The organism is Limnovirga soli, from assembly GCF_013106755.1.
GTDB classification, from domain to species: Bacteria; Bacteroidota; Bacteroidia; order Chitinophagales; family Chitinophagaceae; genus Limnovirga; species Limnovirga soli.
The window spans coordinates 122,368-140,711 of the sequence record NZ_WHPF01000001.1 but is presented as its reverse complement, the minus strand read 5'-3'; the positions used below and the strand labels follow the sequence as shown (position 1 = coordinate 140,711).

General features: G+C 39.7%; 13 protein-coding genes. 7 read left to right on the top strand and 6 right to left on the bottom strand.

The genetic code is table 11. The annotated features are described in order from the left end of the window. Positions 1-32: 32 nt before the first annotated feature. Together GD597_RS00505 and GD597_RS00500 are read right to left on the bottom strand one after the other, a co-directional pair. A complete protein-coding gene (locus GD597_RS00505; protein ID WP_171605830.1) occupies positions 33-458 on the bottom strand; it encodes a molybdenum cofactor biosynthesis protein MoaE in 426 nt (141 codons plus the stop codon). Between the two features lie 4 nt (positions 459-462). After that, on the bottom strand, positions 463-705 hold the full coding sequence (locus GD597_RS00500) for a MoaD/ThiS family protein (protein WP_171605829.1): 243 nt from the start codon (positions 703-705) through the stop codon (positions 463-465). 334 nt (positions 706-1,039) lie between these two features. On the opposite strand from GD597_RS00500, the gene GD597_RS00495 reads away from it, so the two are divergent. Beyond that, entirely contained in the window at positions 1,040-1,630 is a 591-nt protein-coding gene (locus tag GD597_RS00495; RefSeq protein ID WP_171605828.1) for a nucleotidyltransferase family protein, read from the top strand. 100 nt (positions 1,631-1,730) lie between these two features. On the opposite strand, the gene GD597_RS00490 is transcribed toward GD597_RS00495, so the two are convergent. From GD597_RS00490 to GD597_RS00480, 3 genes are all read right to left on the bottom strand, one after another. Then, positions 1,731-3,935, bottom strand: a complete 2,205-nt coding sequence (locus GD597_RS00490) for a xanthine dehydrogenase family protein molybdopterin-binding subunit (RefSeq protein WP_171605827.1) — start codon at positions 3,933-3,935, stop codon at positions 1,731-1,733. Between the two features lie 31 nt (positions 3,936-3,966). Beyond that, a complete protein-coding gene (locus tag GD597_RS00485) occupies positions 3,967-4,431 on the bottom strand; it encodes a (2Fe-2S)-binding protein (protein WP_171605826.1) in 465 nt (154 codons plus the stop codon). Positions 4,432-4,732: 301 nt separating this feature from the next. Beyond that, complete coding sequence (locus GD597_RS00480) at positions 4,733-5,920, bottom strand: RsmB/NOP family class I SAM-dependent RNA methyltransferase (RefSeq protein WP_171605825.1); 1,188 nt, start codon at positions 5,918-5,920, stop codon at positions 4,733-4,735. Positions 5,921-6,063: 143 nt separating this feature from the next. On the opposite strand from GD597_RS00480, the gene GD597_RS00475 reads away from it, so the two are divergent. Beyond that, positions 6,064-6,552, top strand: a complete 489-nt coding sequence (locus GD597_RS00475) for a DUF4442 domain-containing protein (RefSeq protein WP_216368482.1) — start codon at positions 6,064-6,066, stop codon at positions 6,550-6,552. Positions 6,553-6,686: 134 nt separating this feature from the next. On the opposite strand, the gene GD597_RS00470 is transcribed toward GD597_RS00475, so the two are convergent. Beyond that, complete coding sequence (locus tag GD597_RS00470; protein ID WP_171605824.1) at positions 6,687-7,064, bottom strand: DoxX family protein; 378 nt, start codon at positions 7,062-7,064, stop codon at positions 6,687-6,689. Between the two features lie 329 nt (positions 7,065-7,393). On the opposite strand from GD597_RS00470, the gene GD597_RS00465 reads away from it, so the two are divergent. From GD597_RS00465 to GD597_RS00445, 5 genes are all read left to right on the top strand, one after another. Continuing rightward, the gene (locus GD597_RS00465) at positions 7,394-8,803 is read left to right on the top strand and encodes an MBL fold metallo-hydrolase RNA specificity domain-containing protein (protein WP_171605823.1); all 1,410 of its coding nucleotides are present in this window, start codon (positions 7,394-7,396) and stop codon (positions 8,801-8,803) included. 236 nt (positions 8,804-9,039) lie between these two features. Then, complete coding sequence (locus tag GD597_RS00460; protein WP_171605822.1) at positions 9,040-12,363, top strand: T9SS type A sorting domain-containing protein; 3,324 nt, start codon at positions 9,040-9,042, stop codon at positions 12,361-12,363. Positions 12,364-13,249: 886 nt separating this feature from the next. After that, positions 13,250-16,579, top strand: coding sequence for a T9SS type A sorting domain-containing protein (locus GD597_RS00455; RefSeq protein WP_171605821.1), 3,330 nt, complete (start codon positions 13,250-13,252; stop codon positions 16,577-16,579). 418 nt (positions 16,580-16,997) lie between these two features. Continuing rightward, entirely contained in the window at positions 16,998-17,708 is a 711-nt protein-coding gene (locus GD597_RS00450) for a Crp/Fnr family transcriptional regulator (protein WP_235954136.1), read from the top strand. Positions 17,709-17,814: 106 nt separating this feature from the next. After that, complete coding sequence (locus GD597_RS00445) at positions 17,815-18,342, top strand: hypothetical protein (RefSeq protein WP_171605820.1); 528 nt, start codon at positions 17,815-17,817, stop codon at positions 18,340-18,342. Positions 18,343-18,344 lie beyond the last annotated feature (2 nt).

The window sequence follows — 18,344 nt, the reverse complement described above, 5'->3', positions numbered from 1 at the left end:
ACAAAATCCTGTTTTAAAATTATTGTTAGCTACTAAGGATGTGCCGCCACCCAAACAGCTCCATCAGCAAAAAATTCTTTTTTCCAAATGGGTACGGTTTTTTTCAGGGTGTCTATCACATATCGGCAGGCTTCAAAAGCTGCAGATCGGTGTGCAGCTGCTACAGCAATAATTACCGGTATCTCACCTACAGCTAAAATGCCTGTTCTGTGATGGATGGAAATTTTTTCTACCGGCCATTGTTCCATTGCCTGCATGGCAATTTTTTCCATTTCTGCAATAGCCATGGGCAGGTATGCTTCAAATTCCAGTTTTTCAACCTGCTTGCCTTTTGTGGCATTGCGTACTGTACCAATAAATACATCAATGCCACCACAGGTGGGTGATTGTACCCAGGCCAGACAGTTAGCTAGTTCCAGCGGAGCAGATAAAATTTCTATGTTAATATTTGGATGCATGGTTTTATCCTCCGCTAACCGGTGGTATCAGGGCAATTTCATCAGTTGAAAGAATTGTTTGTGTATCGCTAGCATAATTATTGTTCACAGCAATCATATAAGAGGCCAGTTCTTTTAATGGTGGATAGTTGTGTTCCAATTGTTGTTTTAGTGCATGGATATTTGCAGGTTCATTCAAGGTGATGTTTACCCTGATGCCTCCCAAAATATCTTTTGCAATACCAAATGCTAAAATTGTTATTTCCATACATTTTTTTTAACCCAATCCAGCGGTCTGGTCGTTTCTAACAGGGTAATAATTCAAAATAATGTTTCAGAAATGCTATTTTGTTATAAGTCTTAATGCTATAACACCCAGTTCTTTCCAATTGTCTTTTGTTTTCAATAATTATCTGGTAAACCAATATTTGCCGATAAATTTTTTGCCAGTAGCAGTAATATGGCCAGGTAAAATACCCCTGGCTGCTAATGCAATAATTTTATGAAATGGGTACAAGTTAAGATTTCTTTTTTCTTTAAAAATAAGAGGGAGGATATTATTGTTATTTTTAAACATTGCTCATGGTAATTTACAATACAATATGGTAACTGCAATAGTATTGGCTGCGGGAAATTCTTTGCGCATGGGTACGCAAAACAAATTGTTATTACCATTTGCAGGCACCACTGTTATCGCCGCAGTTGTTGAGCAAATTGTAAAAGCCGGATTGCAGGAACTGATTGTGGTTACAGGAAATGAACCTGATTTGGTACACCAGGCCCTTATACATTTGCCGGTTAAGCTGGTACATAATGCCGGATACGGTACTGGTATGACGGGTTCTATACAAACAGGCATTCAAAGTGCCAAAGGCAATGGGTACATGATTTGTTTAGGCGATATGGTTTTAATCACGGCACAACAATATGAATCATTAAATACTACTTTTGAGAAGGCTTATCATCGGGATAAAACCTGTATTTGCCTGCCAAGATTTAATGGTGTAAAAGGAAATCCCGTTATTTTCTCATCTGCATATAAAAACGCTATTCTGCAACATGATGACCCGGAAGGATGCAAAGCCATCATTCAAGCCAATAACCCACATATTGTTTGGGTAGAAATGGATGATGATGCGGTGCTTAGAGATATGGATTACCCCGAAGACTATGCCGCATTAATCAATTTGTAAAGGCTGTTATATGCTGCCATGCATATCAATTGCACAAGAGTGCGACGCAACGGATGCCCGATGAATGTGTTATTGCCTGGCTAATAGATTGCATTCGTTTTTATACCCATTCAAAGCCTTCTTTCTTTATAGGCAAGGTTCTTGGCCTGCTGCCTGCTGCTGCCAGTGCATTACATAAAGCTGGTGCTACGGTAGGCAAGCCAACTTCTCCGATGCCGCCCGGATCTTCCTGACTTTCTACATAATGTATTTCCAGTGGGGGCATTTCGTTAAAGTGCATGATTTTATAATTAAAAAAGCTATCTTCTACCACCCGGTTATTTTCTACATTTATTTCGCTCATCAGGGCTTGCGACAGCGCAAATACAGTACCGCCTTCCATCTGGTTTTTTAAACCATCGGGGTTTATTACAATGCCGCAATCTACCGCCGCCACAATGCGTACAATCCTGAATTTTTTAGGGGCAATTAATTCAATTTCAATGGCATGGGCACCATAGGCTTTTGCAAATGTGAAATGATGGCCGGCAATACCCATAAAGTGGTTTGGTTTACGGGGCTCGCTCCATCCAATTTTTTCGGCAGCCAGCTTTAGCACATTGGCAATACGGTTGGGGTCCTGCCTGAATTTAGTAATTTCTGTTTCGTAGGCAGGCCTGTTTTCTAAAAGGGATAAACGAAATGCCAATGGTTCTTTTTGCTGTGCTGTAGCTATTTCATCTATCAGGCACTCTACGGGTAAAGTGTTTACACAAATTTCAACTGCACGTACCCAGCCTCTTTGTAAATTAAAATCAACATGCGAATAGCCGGTGTGTACATTGGGAACATCGTACCATAAATCAGATGAAGCACCGCCCAACATTTCAGGTACATTTTTGGCTTCGGGGCCATCTGTCATTATAGCAATGGAAGTAGCTACATGGTGGTGTTGCCAGGCCTGAAGTTTGCCATCTGCGTCCCATGCAGCTTGCATACGATGCAGATTAGCCGGACGGTAAGTATCGTTGCGTATATCATCCGTTCTGTCCCAAATTAATTTAACGGGTTTGTCAATTTGTTTGGCAATACGGGCAGCTTCTAATGCATAATCAAAATGCAGTCTGCGGCCAAAGCCACCACCCATTAGGGTAAGATTGGTTTTTACTTTTTCTTTTTTAATACCTAAATCTTCGGCAATGGTATTGGTGGCCCAATCTGGTAATTGTAAGCCGCCCCATAATTCGCAACTATCTTTTGTTACAGCTGCAATAAAGTTCATGGGCTCCATAGTGCCATGTGCTAAAAAAGGGGCTGTATAGGTAACATCAATTTTATTAGTAGCTGCTTTTTGGGCAGCAGGGGCATTGCCTTTTTTAAATACTTCATAAGTAGGTTTGCCGGTAGATTTTGCTGCAAACCGGGTAAAAAGAGCTTCGGTAGAGTCGGTGTTTTCAGTGCCTTCATCCCATTCTACTTTTAATACTTTGCGGGCTTGCAGGGCACTCCAGATATTGTTGGCAATTACCGCTACGCCGGCATGTAAATGCATGGGTGCGGCAGACGATGCAACGGTTACGCATTGTATAAAACCTCCCACTTGTTTACAGGCACTGTCATCAAATTTTACCAGTTTACCTTTTAATACAGGGCATCTTTCTATTACAGCATATACCATGCCCGGTACCTTAACATCAATACCATATATTGCTTTGCCGGTAAGAATATCTTTGATATTGGATTTTTTGGTGGCCTTTCCAATTAAGGTATAATTCTTTGGCGATTTAAGTGTTACATCCTTTGGAACTGCCAGTTTAGCCGCATCGCAAACAAGCTCGCTATAAGCAATGGTTTCTTTGCTGTTGCTATTGGTAACCATGCTTGCTTCAGTTGCGCAGGCGGTAGCTGTTGTTTTCCATTTTGCAGCGGCGGCATTTACCAACATTGCTTTTGCGGTGGCACCGGCTTTGCGTAGCTTTTCATAATCCAATAAAACACTTTGGCTGCCACCGGTATCATGATCGCCGGGTTGCATAGTGCCATAAGCTGCAATTTCAACGGCAATATTTTTCCAGTCGGCATCCAGTTCTTCGGCCACAATCATGGGGATAGAGGTGTTTACACCCTGTCCAATTTCCTGGCGGGCAACATACACGGTTATTTTGCCGGTATTATCAATTTTTAATATCGGATGTGGCTGAAAGCTACAGGTGGCAACGGCCTCAGGCTCTTTGCAGGCGGTGGGTAACAACATACCCAATATTAGGCTACCACCGGCAGCAGATGATATCTTTATAAAATTTCTACGGTCGAATCTTGTTTTCATTGTATTGCGTTTACAGGTGGCAGTGGTGGTATTACTTGTTTACTTCTTCTATAACGGAATGTATAGCTTCCCTTATACGGGTGTAGGTGCCACAACGGCAAAGGTTGCCGGCCATCATTTCGTTTATTTGTTCCTCGGTGGGTTGTTTATATTTCTTAAGTAAACCGGCAACATTCATTATTTGCCCGGCCTGACAATACCCACATTGTGGCACACTTACTTTTTCCCAGGCCTGTTGAATGGGGTGTGTACCATCTTCACTTAAGCCTTCAATGGTGGTAATTTTTGCACTGCCACAATTTTGTACCTGTAACTGACAAGAGCGAACAGGCACATCATCTACCAAAACAGTACAGGCGCCGCAGCTGGCTACGCCACAACCATATTTTGTGCCGGTTAAATCCAGCAAATCACGCAGTACCCACAATAGGGGCATTTCTGCATCTGCATTGGCGGTAAATTCTTTATTGTTAACAGTAAGTTTGTATTGTGGCATAGCAGGTTTACAATTTTTGATTGTGTAAAATACAAAATGTTTTAATACTTAACCCGCACTTGTTTAAGCAATACTATAAAATGTGGTTTTAAGGTTGTTGACCCTGCTGTTGAAGGTTAATGCAGCTTTACTTGCGTCGCACGCTTGTGCTGTAGCCAGGAATGCAGCAGGTTGTAATAGGTGTTTGCTATTGTAATATTTGTCTTTATTTTTTGCGTTAGGGATTGCAGCGGAAAGCCCGCAGCGCAGCGAGGACTTGCAGCGTAAAGCCCGGCCCGCAGGGCAGCGCCCCAATTGTTTTTTAGTTTTTGTACAGCAATGCCGCAAACATAGTATCAGCATGTTGGGTATAGCCGCTAAATACCTGTTGCTGAATTAACTGCAGGCCATATTGCTGCATGATATATGTTACCATGGCTTCGTTCTCCTGCTCAAAAACCGAGCAGGTAATATATAACAAATAACCCTTTACAGCCAGCTTGGGAACGATGTGCTGTACAATATTTTTTTGCAACTGGCTATAGTAATTAATGCGGTCTTCAGTAAAATAATAAAGTTGCTCTGGTGTGCGGCTCCAGGTGCCACTGCCCGAGCAGGGTGCATCGCAAATAATAAAAGGAAAAGAATGTTTTTGAATAAGGGTTAGCGGCTGTGTAAGGTCGGCCACAAAAGCAGTGTAGTGGTTTATGGCGGCTTGTTTAAACCGCGCTTTTAAATTATTAATAATAGCAGGGCGAAGATCGGAAGCCATTAGATCTATATTACCCAAAATATCTTTTGCCAATATAGATTTACCGCCGCTGGCCGCACAACAATCCCACACTTTCATTGGGTGGCTTGCCTTAGGTTGTGCATCTGCCACCATTTGCATAAGGCTGCCTATTTGTTGTGAGTTAAGGTCTTGCACTACAGCCTCTTTATTAAGGTTAATAATATTTTGCAGTTGGGTGGTATTGGATAGGGCAAAACAATTTTGTAGTAATGGGGTATATGGAATATTGTTTTGTGCCAGTTTTTCTGCCACAATTGCCTTGTATCCCGGCCGGCAGCGGATAAACAAATAAGGTTGTACCAGGTGAGATAAAGCAAAACTATTGGCATCTATGGTTTTGCTGAGTTGCGGTTTCCAGGGGAAAATATTTTCTGGCCTAAACGTAGTATATAACTCCTGTATAAACTGCATTTTTTTTGTGGGATCGGTATGCCAGTGTTCCAACCATTCTTCATTATATAATGGCTGCCATTCGCCCGGTGTTTCATTGCAGATGAACAGGGCAATTTGTAATTTTTCGGGAAGGCTGGTATTGGGTAAGCTATGTCCGGTGCGGTAATAGCTGTAGCAAAGATGGCTGATATATTTCCTGTCTTTAGAACCAAATTTTTTATGTTGCGCAAAATGTGCTTTTAAAAAATGTTGTAAAGGCTGTGTGCCGGTATAGGCTTGTATACAGGTTGCTGCAGAATTTATATAAGAATGCCAACGGCTCATGGTAAATGTTTCGCCGCAAATATCTGTTATTTAGCGGCAATCAAAACTACAACCTGAAGAAAGCATTGTTCCGGATATAAAAGAAAAATTGATTTGGCCATTCTTGCGCAGAAAAAAGATAAATTGCTAAGAAATATATAATCATGAATCCGCAATTCGCCGCTTTTGCAGCTCAAATGAAAAGTCCGCTAAAATTCAGGTTGTTTATGTTGAGTAAACTGCCCTCTGCTTTTTTTGCCGGTTTACGGGTGCATGATTTAACGCCACAGCAATCGGTGATACAGGTGCGGGAAAAATGGTTTAATAAAAACCCATTTCGCTCCATGTATTTTGCCATTTTATCTATGGCCGCCGAAGTGTGTACAGGGGCCTTATGCTGGGGCGCCATTTATAAAACAAACCCTGCCATAAGCATGCTGCTTGTTAAAATGGATGGCGAGTTTTATAAAAAAGCCAATGGTATCATTTTATTTACCTGTACTGATGGTAACGCCATACAAGATGCCGTTGCAACCGCATTGGCAACCAACGAAGGTGTGGTGGTAAACTGCCATGCTACCGGCACCAATCAGGCCGGCGAAATAGTGGCCGCCTTTAATTTTACCTGGAGCTTTAAAACACGCATAAAATAATAGCAAGGCTGCAGGTATTTTGCAATTATGTACCCGGCAATTGTTTACTAATGATGCTTTACTTGCGTCGCACACTTGTACTGCAGGATTACTGTGCAGCACCCGAATACACAACTACCTACATTAAACTAAAATCAGTTGTCGGCATTGGCGGCAATATGCAATGCAAATGCAGCCAGTGCAAGGTCTTTCAGCAGATTGATTAAAGAAATTTGCCGGTACTCATCACTACTGCCATTTAAATAATTGGGCAGGTGAATTGTAACCACAAAAATAAACAGCAATAATGCCAGCAGATAACCTGCCAGCCTTACCTGTTTGTTGGTAATAAAGGCAATGGCCGCCAGTATAAATGCGGCGCCTGGAATATATACCCATATATTTCCCGGAGGTAAAAAACCCGGTAAATAGGCAATAAGATTTTGCGGGTACATAAAATGATACAGACCAAAAATGAACATGACAATGGCCAGCAAAGAAATGGCAATGCGGGAAATGGTTTTTTGTTTCATGATGGCAAGTTTTATCCTTTTAAATTAAACATTTTTTATATAACTGCCGCATTTTATTTTTGGTGTGCTCATTGGTTTTATTTGGCAATTCAACTATTTAGTAAGTAATAGATGTTGTTTACAATCAACTGATTTTTTAAAGCTACCACAAAGGGTGAACCCAGAACCGAGCGTGGCAAGTAAAGCATCATTAGTAAACAATTGCCGGTAACATAAACTGCATTTATCAAATTGAGTTTAATGAGGTAGGCTAAAGATTTTTTTGGAATAAAATAACGATTGACTAAGGCTGTTTGCAAGTACCTTTAGGCATACTATAAATAAATTTTATGAAGATTGCTTTTCATGGTGCTGCACAATGTGTAACGGGATCGAAACACTTGCTAACAATGGCCAATGGTAAACAAATATTGTTGGATTGTGGCCTTTTTCAGGGCATGGGTAAACAAACTGATGAGCTGAATGCCAGTCTTGGTTTTGATGCCGCAGAAGTAGATTATTTATTATTGTCACATGCGCATATTGATCATTCGGGATTGATTCCAAAATTGGTTAAAGAAGGTTTTAGGGGCAAAATATTTTGTACGCCGGCCACAAAGGATTTGGCAGCCATTTTGCTGGAAGACTCAGCCGAAATACAAAGAGATGATACACGTTATATTAATAAAAAAAGGGCCAGGATGGGCTTGCCACCTTATACGCCTTTGTATACACCAGATGATGTAGTGCTGGCCCTGCCTTTGTTTGAGGAAGTGGCTTACGGCCATTGGTTTACTATTGAACCTGGTATTGAAGTAATGTATACCGATGCAGGGCATATTATTGGCAGTGCAGCAGTGCATTTACGCGTAAAAGAAAACGGAAAAACAAATCAAATAAGTTTTAGTGGCGATGTGGGCAGGTATGGAGATGTGATTTTGCGTTCTCCGGATGTTTTTCCGCAGGCTGATTATATTATTATTGAAAGTACTTATGGTAATAAACTGCATGATAAGGTAGTAGATACTGCCGACCAGTTATTTCAATGGATACAAAAAACTTGTATGCATAAAAAGGGTAAATTAATTATCCCTGCTTTTAGTGTAGGCCGCACGCAGGAGTTGCTCTATTTTATAAATCTGCTGAGTAATCAAAATAAGCTGGGTAATATTAGGGTATATGTGGATAGTCCGCTAAGTAAAGAAGCCACTGATGTAATAAGAAGCCACCCTGAAAACTTTAATGCCGGTATTAGAAAATTATTGAAAACAGATAATGATCCTTTTGATTTTAAGGAACTCACTTTTACCAAAACAGTAGAAGAAAGTAAGGCGTTGAATGAGATGACCCAACCTTGCATTATCATTTCTGCCAGTGGTATGGCTGATGCGGGCCGTATAAAGCATCATATCATGAATAATATTCTGGATGAGAATAATACCATTTTGATGGTGGGCTATTGTGAACCATACTCATTAGGAGGCAGACTTACCAGCGGCGCAAAGGAGGTAAGGATTTTTGGAGAAGCCTTTGAAGTTAAGGCCGAAGTAGGTGTGATGCATAGTATGAGTGCGCATGGTGATTATGATGATTTATGCCAGTTTTTGGCTTGCCAGAATTTGGCAGCGATTAAACAATTATTTGTGGTGCATGGAGAATATGAGGTGCAGCTTGCATTTCAGGAAAGGCTTTTACGTAAAGGAATAAAGGATGTTATTGTGCCTGCATTGCATGAGGAGATTGGTTTGAATGACTGGTAAAGCGTTAGTGAATAGAATGTATACTGTTTATGTGTTATTTTAAATTACACTAAAGTACATATGCAAATAATAGTTTATTCAATCATTTGATAATCAACAATTGCTAAGCATAAAACGGAATAAGGAGTTTTCAAAATTAAAAGAAATTTAAAATATTGTAGTTCTGGTTAAAATGCCTTTAATGCGTTGGAATAACATAAAGCGAAAGATATATTGCAGGTTATTCAGTATCCCAAATGAAAAACCTTACCGCATCTGCGCTGTTATTCCTGTTTTGTATACAGGCCGTTGCTCAAACGGCTTCATCTGCTGATACCAGTGGTACATGGCAGAGTTATGGATCGTTATTGGATAAGGCCAAATACCCCGAAATAAAAGGAAGGCTGTTTAATTATAACTGGAGGGACCTTGAAACATCTCCCAATGTTTGGAATTGGGTACAATTTGACAATGATCTTAATGCATGGGCTGCCGATAGTTTGCCTGTTATTCTATTAATATATACAAAAGAAGATGCGCCGGATTGGTTGTATAAAAATGGCGTACCAAAAGTAACAGAAAAAGATGAGCAGGGTAATAGCATAGGTTACTCTCCTTATTATGCAGATACTGACTATAAGAGATTTTTTAAAAGGATGATCACCAATGTGCATCAGCACCTGGAAACTTTACCCACTGGCACACGTAAACAAGTTATTGCTATACAAGCCTGCCTGGGAAATACCGGGGATTATATTGGATATAAAGGAATCGTTGATGCCAAATATGCTTTAACCGCCGATGAGTTTTTTGAATTGTATAAAGAGTTTAGTTTATACTATTATAATGAATATGCAAATACCAGCCCTAAAATTTATCATTTAAGCAATCCCAGCAATGATGGAGCAGATGAAACTAATTGGCTAATGGCTAATTGCCCAGGTAGTTGGTTAAAAACAGGGTCAATTGGTAAAGGCTATCAGCTTAATGATGAATTATCGAAATCCCGTTGGTTGTACGATATTATGAATAAGCCACAAAATGGTGTCTATATCAAAACCAGATCTGAAATTAGTGGCCCTTCTACAATGGCGGGTACCTGGTTGAAAGCACCCTATAAAAATATGTATGCACTTATGTGTTATGATATTTATTGGGGGTTGGATATTAATAATCAAAGCGGTTCGCAAATACAGGATTCTTTACAGGATGCTGCATTGTCTTTTTTTAATAAATATGCAGGTCAAAAAGATGGTTTAAAAAGTACCAATGCTTTATGTGCTTTACGTGATGGATTGGATTGTACAGATACGGTGCGGTTTCCCATAGCTGAATTTGGAGTACTAAATCGCAAGGATAGTACCCGTTATAAAAATATTGTAAATAGGTTCACAGCTTTTGGGGCAAGGCTTGATGATGCTACCGCTGCCACGCAAGACGAACTTTCTAATCTGGCAGCAGCAGGTATTAATGATGTGGGATGGGATATTTTTCGTGGTAACTATGAACGTCATCTGCACCAGCTGTTACCTAATGAAACCAGCATTGGTTACTGGAATGTAAATGCGCCTGCAGATTCTACTGCTATGTATGGCCGTTTTGCACGTGGCTTTGATATTGCCAATGGTAAAAAGGCCCTTTATTTTGATATTGACGATTCCTCTTTCTTAAACCGTGCACCTGTTAATGCTGCTTATCCCGTTTCAATTGATATTACTTACCGGGATAGCGGGTATGGTAGTTTCAGGTTATATTATGATGCAAAGGGGGGGATTGAAAAGCCATCTATTCAGGTTACTTGTACTAATTCGGGTTCATGGAAAAAAGCATCTGTTACTTTATACGATGGTTATTTTGGCAACCGATCTGCCAATAACAGTGATTTTTATATTAAAAGTACCAATTCTAAAAACGTAATATTTAGTACCATTGAACTTAGCAGGCCTAATCCAGATAAATCTGATATTGGTTTTGCCGCAACATCTTTAAGCAATTTCGACACTTTATGTGTTAATGCCACCAGCACAAAAAATATATTATTAAAAGCTGCTTTTTTAACCGGGACCAATGTTGTTGTAGGTCCATTAAAAGGTTATGTATTTTCTTTAACTGCCAATGGATTGTTTACAGATTCTCTGATAATTAATGATTATGGGACTACCATTAACAAAACAATTTATGTACAATTTAAGCCACTTGCCCCAGGTGTTTACAATGGCACTTTAATAATTAGTGGCGGCGGTGTTAGTGCTATTAATATACCCGTGTCTGGTGTTGCTATCAATAGTATACCCCAGATAAGCGCTCTTGTTTCTAATGTAACCTGTAATGGCAAAAAGAATGGGTTTATAAACCTTACTTTAACTGGCGGAAATGCACCATTTACCTATAGTTGGACAAGCGCAGATTTTAATACTTTCAAATCATCCAGTGAGGATATTGCAGATTTAAAACCTGCCAGCTATAGTGTAGATATAGTAGCAAAAGCAGGTTGTAAAATATCTAACACATATACCATTGCCGAGCCTGCCACACTTGAAGTGGCTATTATAAAGGATAGCGATATTTTATGTAAAGGGGGTACCACCACCATTACCGTTACTGCTTCAGGCGGTGTATTGCCCTACACAGGTGTTGGTGTTTTTACAGGTAATGCGGGTACCAATAATTTTACTGTTACCGATAGTAATGGTTGTACTGCCACCAATAAAATAGTATTAACAAATGGTACCGCAGTGGCGCCTTCAAAGCCACTTGAAATATTTAGCCCTGTTGCTGATGAGGCAGGCGTTTGTGGTGGTGGTAAATTTAGTTTTTATATTGATACGGTTCCCACCGCCACTTCGTATACATGGGTACCTCCTGCAGGTGCAATTATTACACAAACCAGTACTAATGGTACTGGTATAAATATTAAAGTGCCATCTACATTTGTTGCTGCACCCATTAGCGTAACAGCAAATAATGCATGCGGCAGTAGTTTTGCTGCAATAAAGGCGGTAAACCTTATACCAGCTGCACCTGCTGCTATTTCCGGCCCTGTTACCGTTGTTAAAAATACGGTTGGTTTGGTGTATACTGTTACGCCCATAATAAGCGGACTTACTTATACCTGGACGGCTAATAATGGGGTTAAAATTACAGCTGGACAAAATACTCCCTCCATTACAGTAACCTGGGGTAATTTGGCCGGGCGTTTAACAGTAAAGGCAAGTAATTCCTGCGGATTTTCGCCCATTACTACTTTAGACATTGGTATAACAGCCGCCTTTGCCGACACAGCAACTGCTGCCAACCTTTTTGCTGCAAGTACAATCATACAAAAGCCTGCTGTATTTTATGTTGCGCCCAACCCGGTTACAGATAAAGCAATGCTTTATTTTACCGCAAATAAAATGGCCCAATATTATATAAGTATTAGCGATTTAAATGGCCGCCAACAATTAAGAACCTCTTTTATTAGCACTAAGGGCCAAAATGCTGTACCGTTAGATGTGCAACATTTTGCAAAAGGCATTTACAACATTACCTTATTCGATGAAAAAGGTAACCGCCAATCTACCCACTTGTTAAAACTATAACCTATGCGCTAAACCAAAATGCCGGTTTAGCTGCCATAAAAGTGGAACCCCGAACCGAGCGTGGCAAGAGGCGATGCTATAAAAAACTACTGACCACCTCATACTGCAATTACAACTTAACCAATTAACTGGTACAGCCCTAGTAATAGAAAATGTAGACTTAATTCTACCCTGCAAATAGCTATTTGTGTACTATAAATAAACACCTATATCTATGTTTACTTTTTTTTGTGTGCACGTACTTTGCATATTGAAAGGCTTATAGCCAACATAACCCTAAACAAAGCATAGACCCTCGTTAGCTCAACTTAAGAAACCAATTTCGGCAATGTGTTGTCGTTAACTTCTACTGTAAATGCTAACTACCGTTCATCTGTTATTTGGTTTTAAAAGCAATAAGTCTTGCAGCTAAGCACCGTAAAAAAATAGTATTTGTTTTAATTGTTTTTTAAGAGCCGGGCAAAGGCAACAGAAATGTAGCTTTTCTTGCGTCGCACTCTTGTACTTCCGGTAATGCTTATCTGCAAAAAAAGTTCTTTAAAAGCGCATTAGGGTAGAGTAATGGAAAAGCATGTTAAGCAAAAGTAGAAAGAGAAAGCCATTGACTATCAGTTTGTTGATGATTAATTATTGGTGATTTTCGGCTGTTATAATATGTTATTGCACAAGATGTATTTATAGCAATGGCATATAAACGGTTAAAGAAAATTGCATACTTAAAAAAAGATATAAACCGGTTTCAATTTCTTGTGAATAAGGTTTGCTTACTATTTTTTCCATTATTTGGAACATATTTTGCTACTTAATTACTGCAAAAAAAACGATTCGTTTTTTGTTTCAATACCCTGATTAGCAAAGATTTTTTAATTCTTATAATCCGTATGTTATGAAAAACCTAATTCGTTTTATCATGTTATTATTATGCCTCTCAGGCATAATCACAGGTCAGGCACAGGGTACTTACCCGGTTAATTTTGGAACATGGAAAGCACATGGTTTACCTGGCGGAGAAAAATATCCTGAAGTAAATGGTAATATAGATAATATCAGCTGGAGAGAAATTGAAACAGCACCCGATGTTTGGAACTGGGCTGCTTTTGATAGTGATGTTACTGCACATGCCAACGATAGTTTACCTTTTGTATTTATGGTATTTACCAAAGAAGATGCACCGGATTGGTTGTTTACCAATGGCGTACCTAAAGTAATTGAAAAAGATGCTTTGGGAAATGTTACAGGTTATGCTCCCTATTATGCCGACCCAGAATATAAATTCTATTTTAAACGCATGATTACCAAAGTAAGGCAACATATTGAAACCTTGCCTACCTATGTACGCCAAAAAATTGTAGCCATGCAGGCCTGTTTTGGTAATACCGGTGATTATATTAGTTATAAGGGCGAAGTTGCAGCTCAGTATGCATTAACCGCAAAAGATTTTTATAATTTATTTACTGAGTTTAGCATGGCTTATTACAATGAATATAAAAATACCAACCCCAAAATTGTTATTTTAAGTAATCCTCAAAATTCTGGTAGTGATCAATTCAGGTTTCTGTTGGATTCATGCCCTGGCGGCTGGATAAAAGTAGGTACCATTGGTAAAGGTTTTCAGTTAAACGATGAAAAGGCCAAAAAATCATGGTTATATGATGAACTTAATTCAATTCAGGGTACCGATTATTTGAGAAGCCGTTCAGAAATAACTGGTGGGGCCACCAGTAGTGGTTGGTGGAATAATGCACCCTGCAAAAATATGTTTGCTTTAATGTGCTACGGCATTTACTGGGGCCTTGATATGAGTAACCAGGGTGATGGAGAATTATCCAATACTTTATACGATTCATCATTTTTGTTTTTTAATAAATACAATAAATCGCCCAATGCCAAAGACCCTGCAAAAAGTGTAAATGCCATGTGTGCCCTAAAAGATGTTTTAGATGCAGCAGATGGTGTTCGTTTTCCTGCAGCTACCTATGGCTCTGTTTCCAGAACAAATACACAGCGCTACAGAAATATTGCCAATGCCTATTTGGCTTATGGCGCCAAACTGGATGATATTGCTTCAGTATCAGCTACCGAAATGGATAATTTAGCCGCTAAAGGTATTAATGATGTTGGCTGGGATTTGCTGGACGGTAATTACGACCGTTATATGCACCAGATTAAAGCCAACGAAACCAGTGTTGGTTACTGGAATGTGCAATCAGCCGATGTAAATGCCATGTATGGCAAATTTGCCCGTGCCTTTGATATACCCACCAATAAAAAAGCCCTGTACTTTGATGTAGATAATGCCTTCTTAAACTATGCACCCCTTAATGGAAAATATGCTGTAAAAATTGATGTTACTTATCTGGACGATGCAGATGGTAGCTGGCAGTTATTCTACGATTCAAAAACGGTATTTGATAAAGCATCCATCATTGTAAACGGTACCAGCACCAATAAATGGAAAACAGTTTCTGTAACTATTAATGATGCCAATTTTGGCGACCGTGGACCTAATGCATCAGACTTTAGCATAAGAAGTGTAAATAATAAAAGGGTGATTTTTGCCATAGTAGAATTATCACGCCCTGCTGCTGATTTGTCTAATGTTGGTTTATTTGTTAGTACACCTCCGGTATTCGATACCATTTGCCTGGGCAGTACGCCACAGGTAAAAGATTTTACCTTAAACGGTTCATTTTTAAATGGCACCAATGTAGTGGTTGGTCCACTGGCTGGTTATACTTTTTCTACCAGTGCAACAGGTGTATTTAATAATACCCTTACCATTTCTGGTTATGGTACCTTTTTTAATCAGCAAATTTTTATCAAATTCAATCCGGCTGCTGCCGGGGTATATACTACTATAATACCGGTTAACGGGGGCGGAGCTAATGCCTTAAGTTTCCCTGTAAAAGGCGTATGCGTAAATTCTGCACCAATTTTAAATACAGTTGTATCTAATGTAACCTGTTATAATAGTGACAATGGCAATATTAATGTAACACCTGTAGGCGGTACCGGCCCTTTTACTTATAACTGGGTAAGCTCCTTACAACCTTCTTTCAAACCTGTTACAGAAGATATAAGTCTGCTAAAACCTGCAACTTATAGCGTTACCGTAACCGCATTATATGGTTGTAAAGCTACTGCTGCCTACGAAGTAACAGAGCCTGCAGTATTAGACCTGCTTATTAGTGCAGATAGTGCCATTGTTTGTAAAAATGGTAATACTACCGTATTTGTAAATGCTACCGGTGGCAATTTACCTTATACAGGTACCGGCCATATAGCGGTATCATCTGGTTCACGCAGCTATACTGTTACCGATGCAAAAGGCTGTACCAAAACCGAAAGTTTCTTTGTATCCAATGGTAATGATAATGGCCCCGCCAAACCCGGTACCATTACTGGTGCCGATGCAGATGCAAAAGGCGTTTGCGGAACAGGTAAGTTTACCTATTCTATTATGGCTGTGGCTGGTGCTACCAGCTATACCTGGAAAGCCCCAGTAAATACAACCATCAGTAGTGCAAATGGTACCAGTGTTACCATCACTGCAGCTACTGGTTTTAAAACAGGCTCATTAACTGTTACAGCCAATAATACCTGTGGTATAAGTGCTGCAGCCTCAAAATCGCTTACTTCTGTACCTGGCAAGCCAGGCAGCATTACCGGCCCAACAAGTGTAGCAAAAAATAAAACAGGTATTGTATACACTGTAACACCGGTTGTAGCTGGCTTAAGTTATAGCTGGACAGTTAACAACGGCGCCAAAATAACTGCCGGACAAAACACTACTTCAATTACCGTTACCTGGGGTACTACTGCCGGAAAGGTTACTGTAAAAGCAAGTAATAATTGTGGTTCTTCTGGCTTAACAACAAAAGATGTTACCATAGCTGCCGCGTTTGGAGCAGCAAATGCCACTGCTTTGGCAACCGAAAGTGTGCCATCTATCACATACGATGAAACAGCATTAAATATAATGCCAAACCCGGCAAAAGATATGGCTTACCTGATGTTTAACAGCAACAATACATTTAATTATACCCTTCAGGTAGTAGACATTACCGGCCGTACCATGGTTGTAAAAACAGTCAGCGCAAACATTGGCGAAAACAGGGTGGCTATCGATGTATCCCGCTATACCAGTGGTTTGTATATGGTAACTATGCTTAATGCCGATGGCCGCCGTAAAACAATTAAGCTCATAAAACAATAAACGAATTTAATTTTTTCTCATACTATAGGTAGTACTTTAAGTTAAACAGCCTGTTGTTTTTACAGCGGGCTTTTTTGTGCCCGGCAGTAAATAAGGCATTGGGCAGCCGTTGCGTCGCACTCTTCAGGGTTTATAACCCTATTGGGCTAATGGTAATTCCCTGTGTACCTGATTATAATCACCTGCTGCTAAAATATGCAGTACTAATTTTGACCACATTTTTACAAGGCAGGTAATGTTCGCCCTGAAAAAAATGGCACAACATGTATGCGGTTTTACAGGTTTGACGCCATAAAAGTGGAACCATGAACCGAGCGTGGCAAGCGCCGATGCCATAATAACCAACTGCTTACTGCATCATTATAAGGTAAGCCGGCAGCGTGTAACAAGTGCAGTAAAAACTAAGAGAATAAAGCGTATGAAGCATTTTCCCACAGATATTACTTGTATGGAATGTAATGCCAGAGCACATTCCGTGTTTAAAAAAATTGGTATAACCGAAGTAGAGGAGATAGATAGTATAAAGTCCTGCGGGCACTATAAAAAGGGGCAGTTTATTTTTTCGGAAAGGGGCAACCCCATGGGCTTGTATTGTATAAGCAGTGGCAAGGTTAAACTGGTTACCACCGGCGAGAATGGAAAAGAACAAATTTTGCGGCTGCTAAAGGATGGCGATGTGGTGGGATACCGCTCACTGATATCTAACGACAGGTATCATTGCAGTGCTGTTGCATTGGAAGATTCTACCATTTGCTTTATACCCAAACAATCGTTTTTTAATTTGCTAAAATCCAATGCCGGCGTAGGTTTTGAGATTATGCAATTGCTGTCGGAGAATCTTAAAACTGCTGAACAGCATATTGTTTCTATGGCACAAAAAAATGTACGGGAACGTATGGCTGAAGCCTTGTTATTTTTTAAGGCATCCTATGGTTTAGACCCGGAAGATCAATCATTAAACGTGGCATTTAGCCGGGAAGAAATTGCTGATTTTGTGGGTACTTCAACCGAAACTGCTATCAGGTTATTGTCTGAGTTTAATCAGGATGAAATTATTCAATTGCAGGGTAAAAAAATAAGTATTCTCAACTGCGATAAACTTATAAGAACTGCTAATTTGGATGTGTAAATTACCACCCAGGTTAAAACATGATGTAAATCATCTTTGCATTGCTTCTATATCATATTTCCTGCTGCCCTCAACGGGTAGTTTTGTTTATTAAATACACAACCCAATGTGTTTTACAACTGATAAGTACCAAACCACCATACAACGCCTGGAAACGGAAATATACCCGGCATTACACGAAGCTTTAAACGACTTTGATATTAATGAGGCCGAACCGTTAAGCGATTTGATAAAGATGTCAATTCCATCTTTACAAAAGGAGTTTCATTCCCTGGAAACATATGAAACCAAATTAATTTTCCCTGCCATACTTGCGCTGGTAAATGATAGTAATACCGATAAACATTTTTCGCCTGATATTAGTGGTATAATTAACCTTACCCAAAGCAAGGAAGACCGGCTAAATAATTATATAAACCAAATTGCCGCTATTTTAGACGAAGCTGCTTTTACCCGTGCCGATGATGCGGATACCAACCTGATTGCAGGTAAATTACAATACCTTACTGAGTATTTTTATAACCAGTTTTTACCTGCCAAACAAGTATGGAAACACCTGCTTAGCCGTTTAGAAGCTGGCAATGGCTGTAAAAACCGTACCGATGAAGGTGCCTGTAACTGCAAGCATAATTAAAC

Coding starts and splice junctions, on each gene's coding strand:
- GD597_RS00465 (WP_171605823.1), top strand. CDS start 7,394: ATGAAGATTGCTTTTCATGGTGCTGCACAATGTGTAACGGGATCGAAA.
- GD597_RS00470 (WP_171605824.1), bottom strand. CDS start 7,064: ATGAAACAAAAAACCATTTCCCGCATTGCCATTTCTTTGCTGGCCATT.
- GD597_RS00505 (WP_171605830.1), bottom strand. CDS start 458: ATGCATCCAAATATTAACATAGAAATTTTATCTGCTCCGCTGGAACTA.
- GD597_RS00480 (WP_171605825.1), bottom strand. CDS start 5,920: ATGAGCCGTTGGCATTCTTATATAAATTCTGCAGCAACCTGTATACAA.
- GD597_RS00490 (WP_171605827.1), bottom strand. CDS start 3,935: ATGAAAACAAGATTCGACCGTAGAAATTTTATAAAGATATCATCTGCT.
- GD597_RS00495 (WP_171605828.1), top strand. CDS start 1,040: ATGGTAACTGCAATAGTATTGGCTGCGGGAAATTCTTTGCGCATGGGT.
- GD597_RS00475 (WP_216368482.1), top strand. CDS start 6,064: ATGAATCCGCAATTCGCCGCTTTTGCAGCTCAAATGAAAAGTCCGCTA.
- GD597_RS00455 (WP_171605821.1), top strand. CDS start 13,250: ATGAAAAACCTAATTCGTTTTATCATGTTATTATTATGCCTCTCAGGC.
- GD597_RS00460 (WP_171605822.1), top strand. CDS start 9,040: ATGAAAAACCTTACCGCATCTGCGCTGTTATTCCTGTTTTGTATACAG.
- GD597_RS00500 (WP_171605829.1), bottom strand. CDS start 705: ATGGAAATAACAATTTTAGCATTTGGTATTGCAAAAGATATTTTGGGA.
- GD597_RS00445 (WP_171605820.1), top strand. CDS start 17,815: ATGTGTTTTACAACTGATAAGTACCAAACCACCATACAACGCCTGGAA.
- GD597_RS00450 (WP_235954136.1), top strand. CDS start 16,998: ATGAAGCATTTTCCCACAGATATTACTTGTATGGAATGTAATGCCAGA.
- GD597_RS00485 (WP_171605826.1), bottom strand. CDS start 4,431: ATGCCACAATACAAACTTACTGTTAACAATAAAGAATTTACCGCCAAT.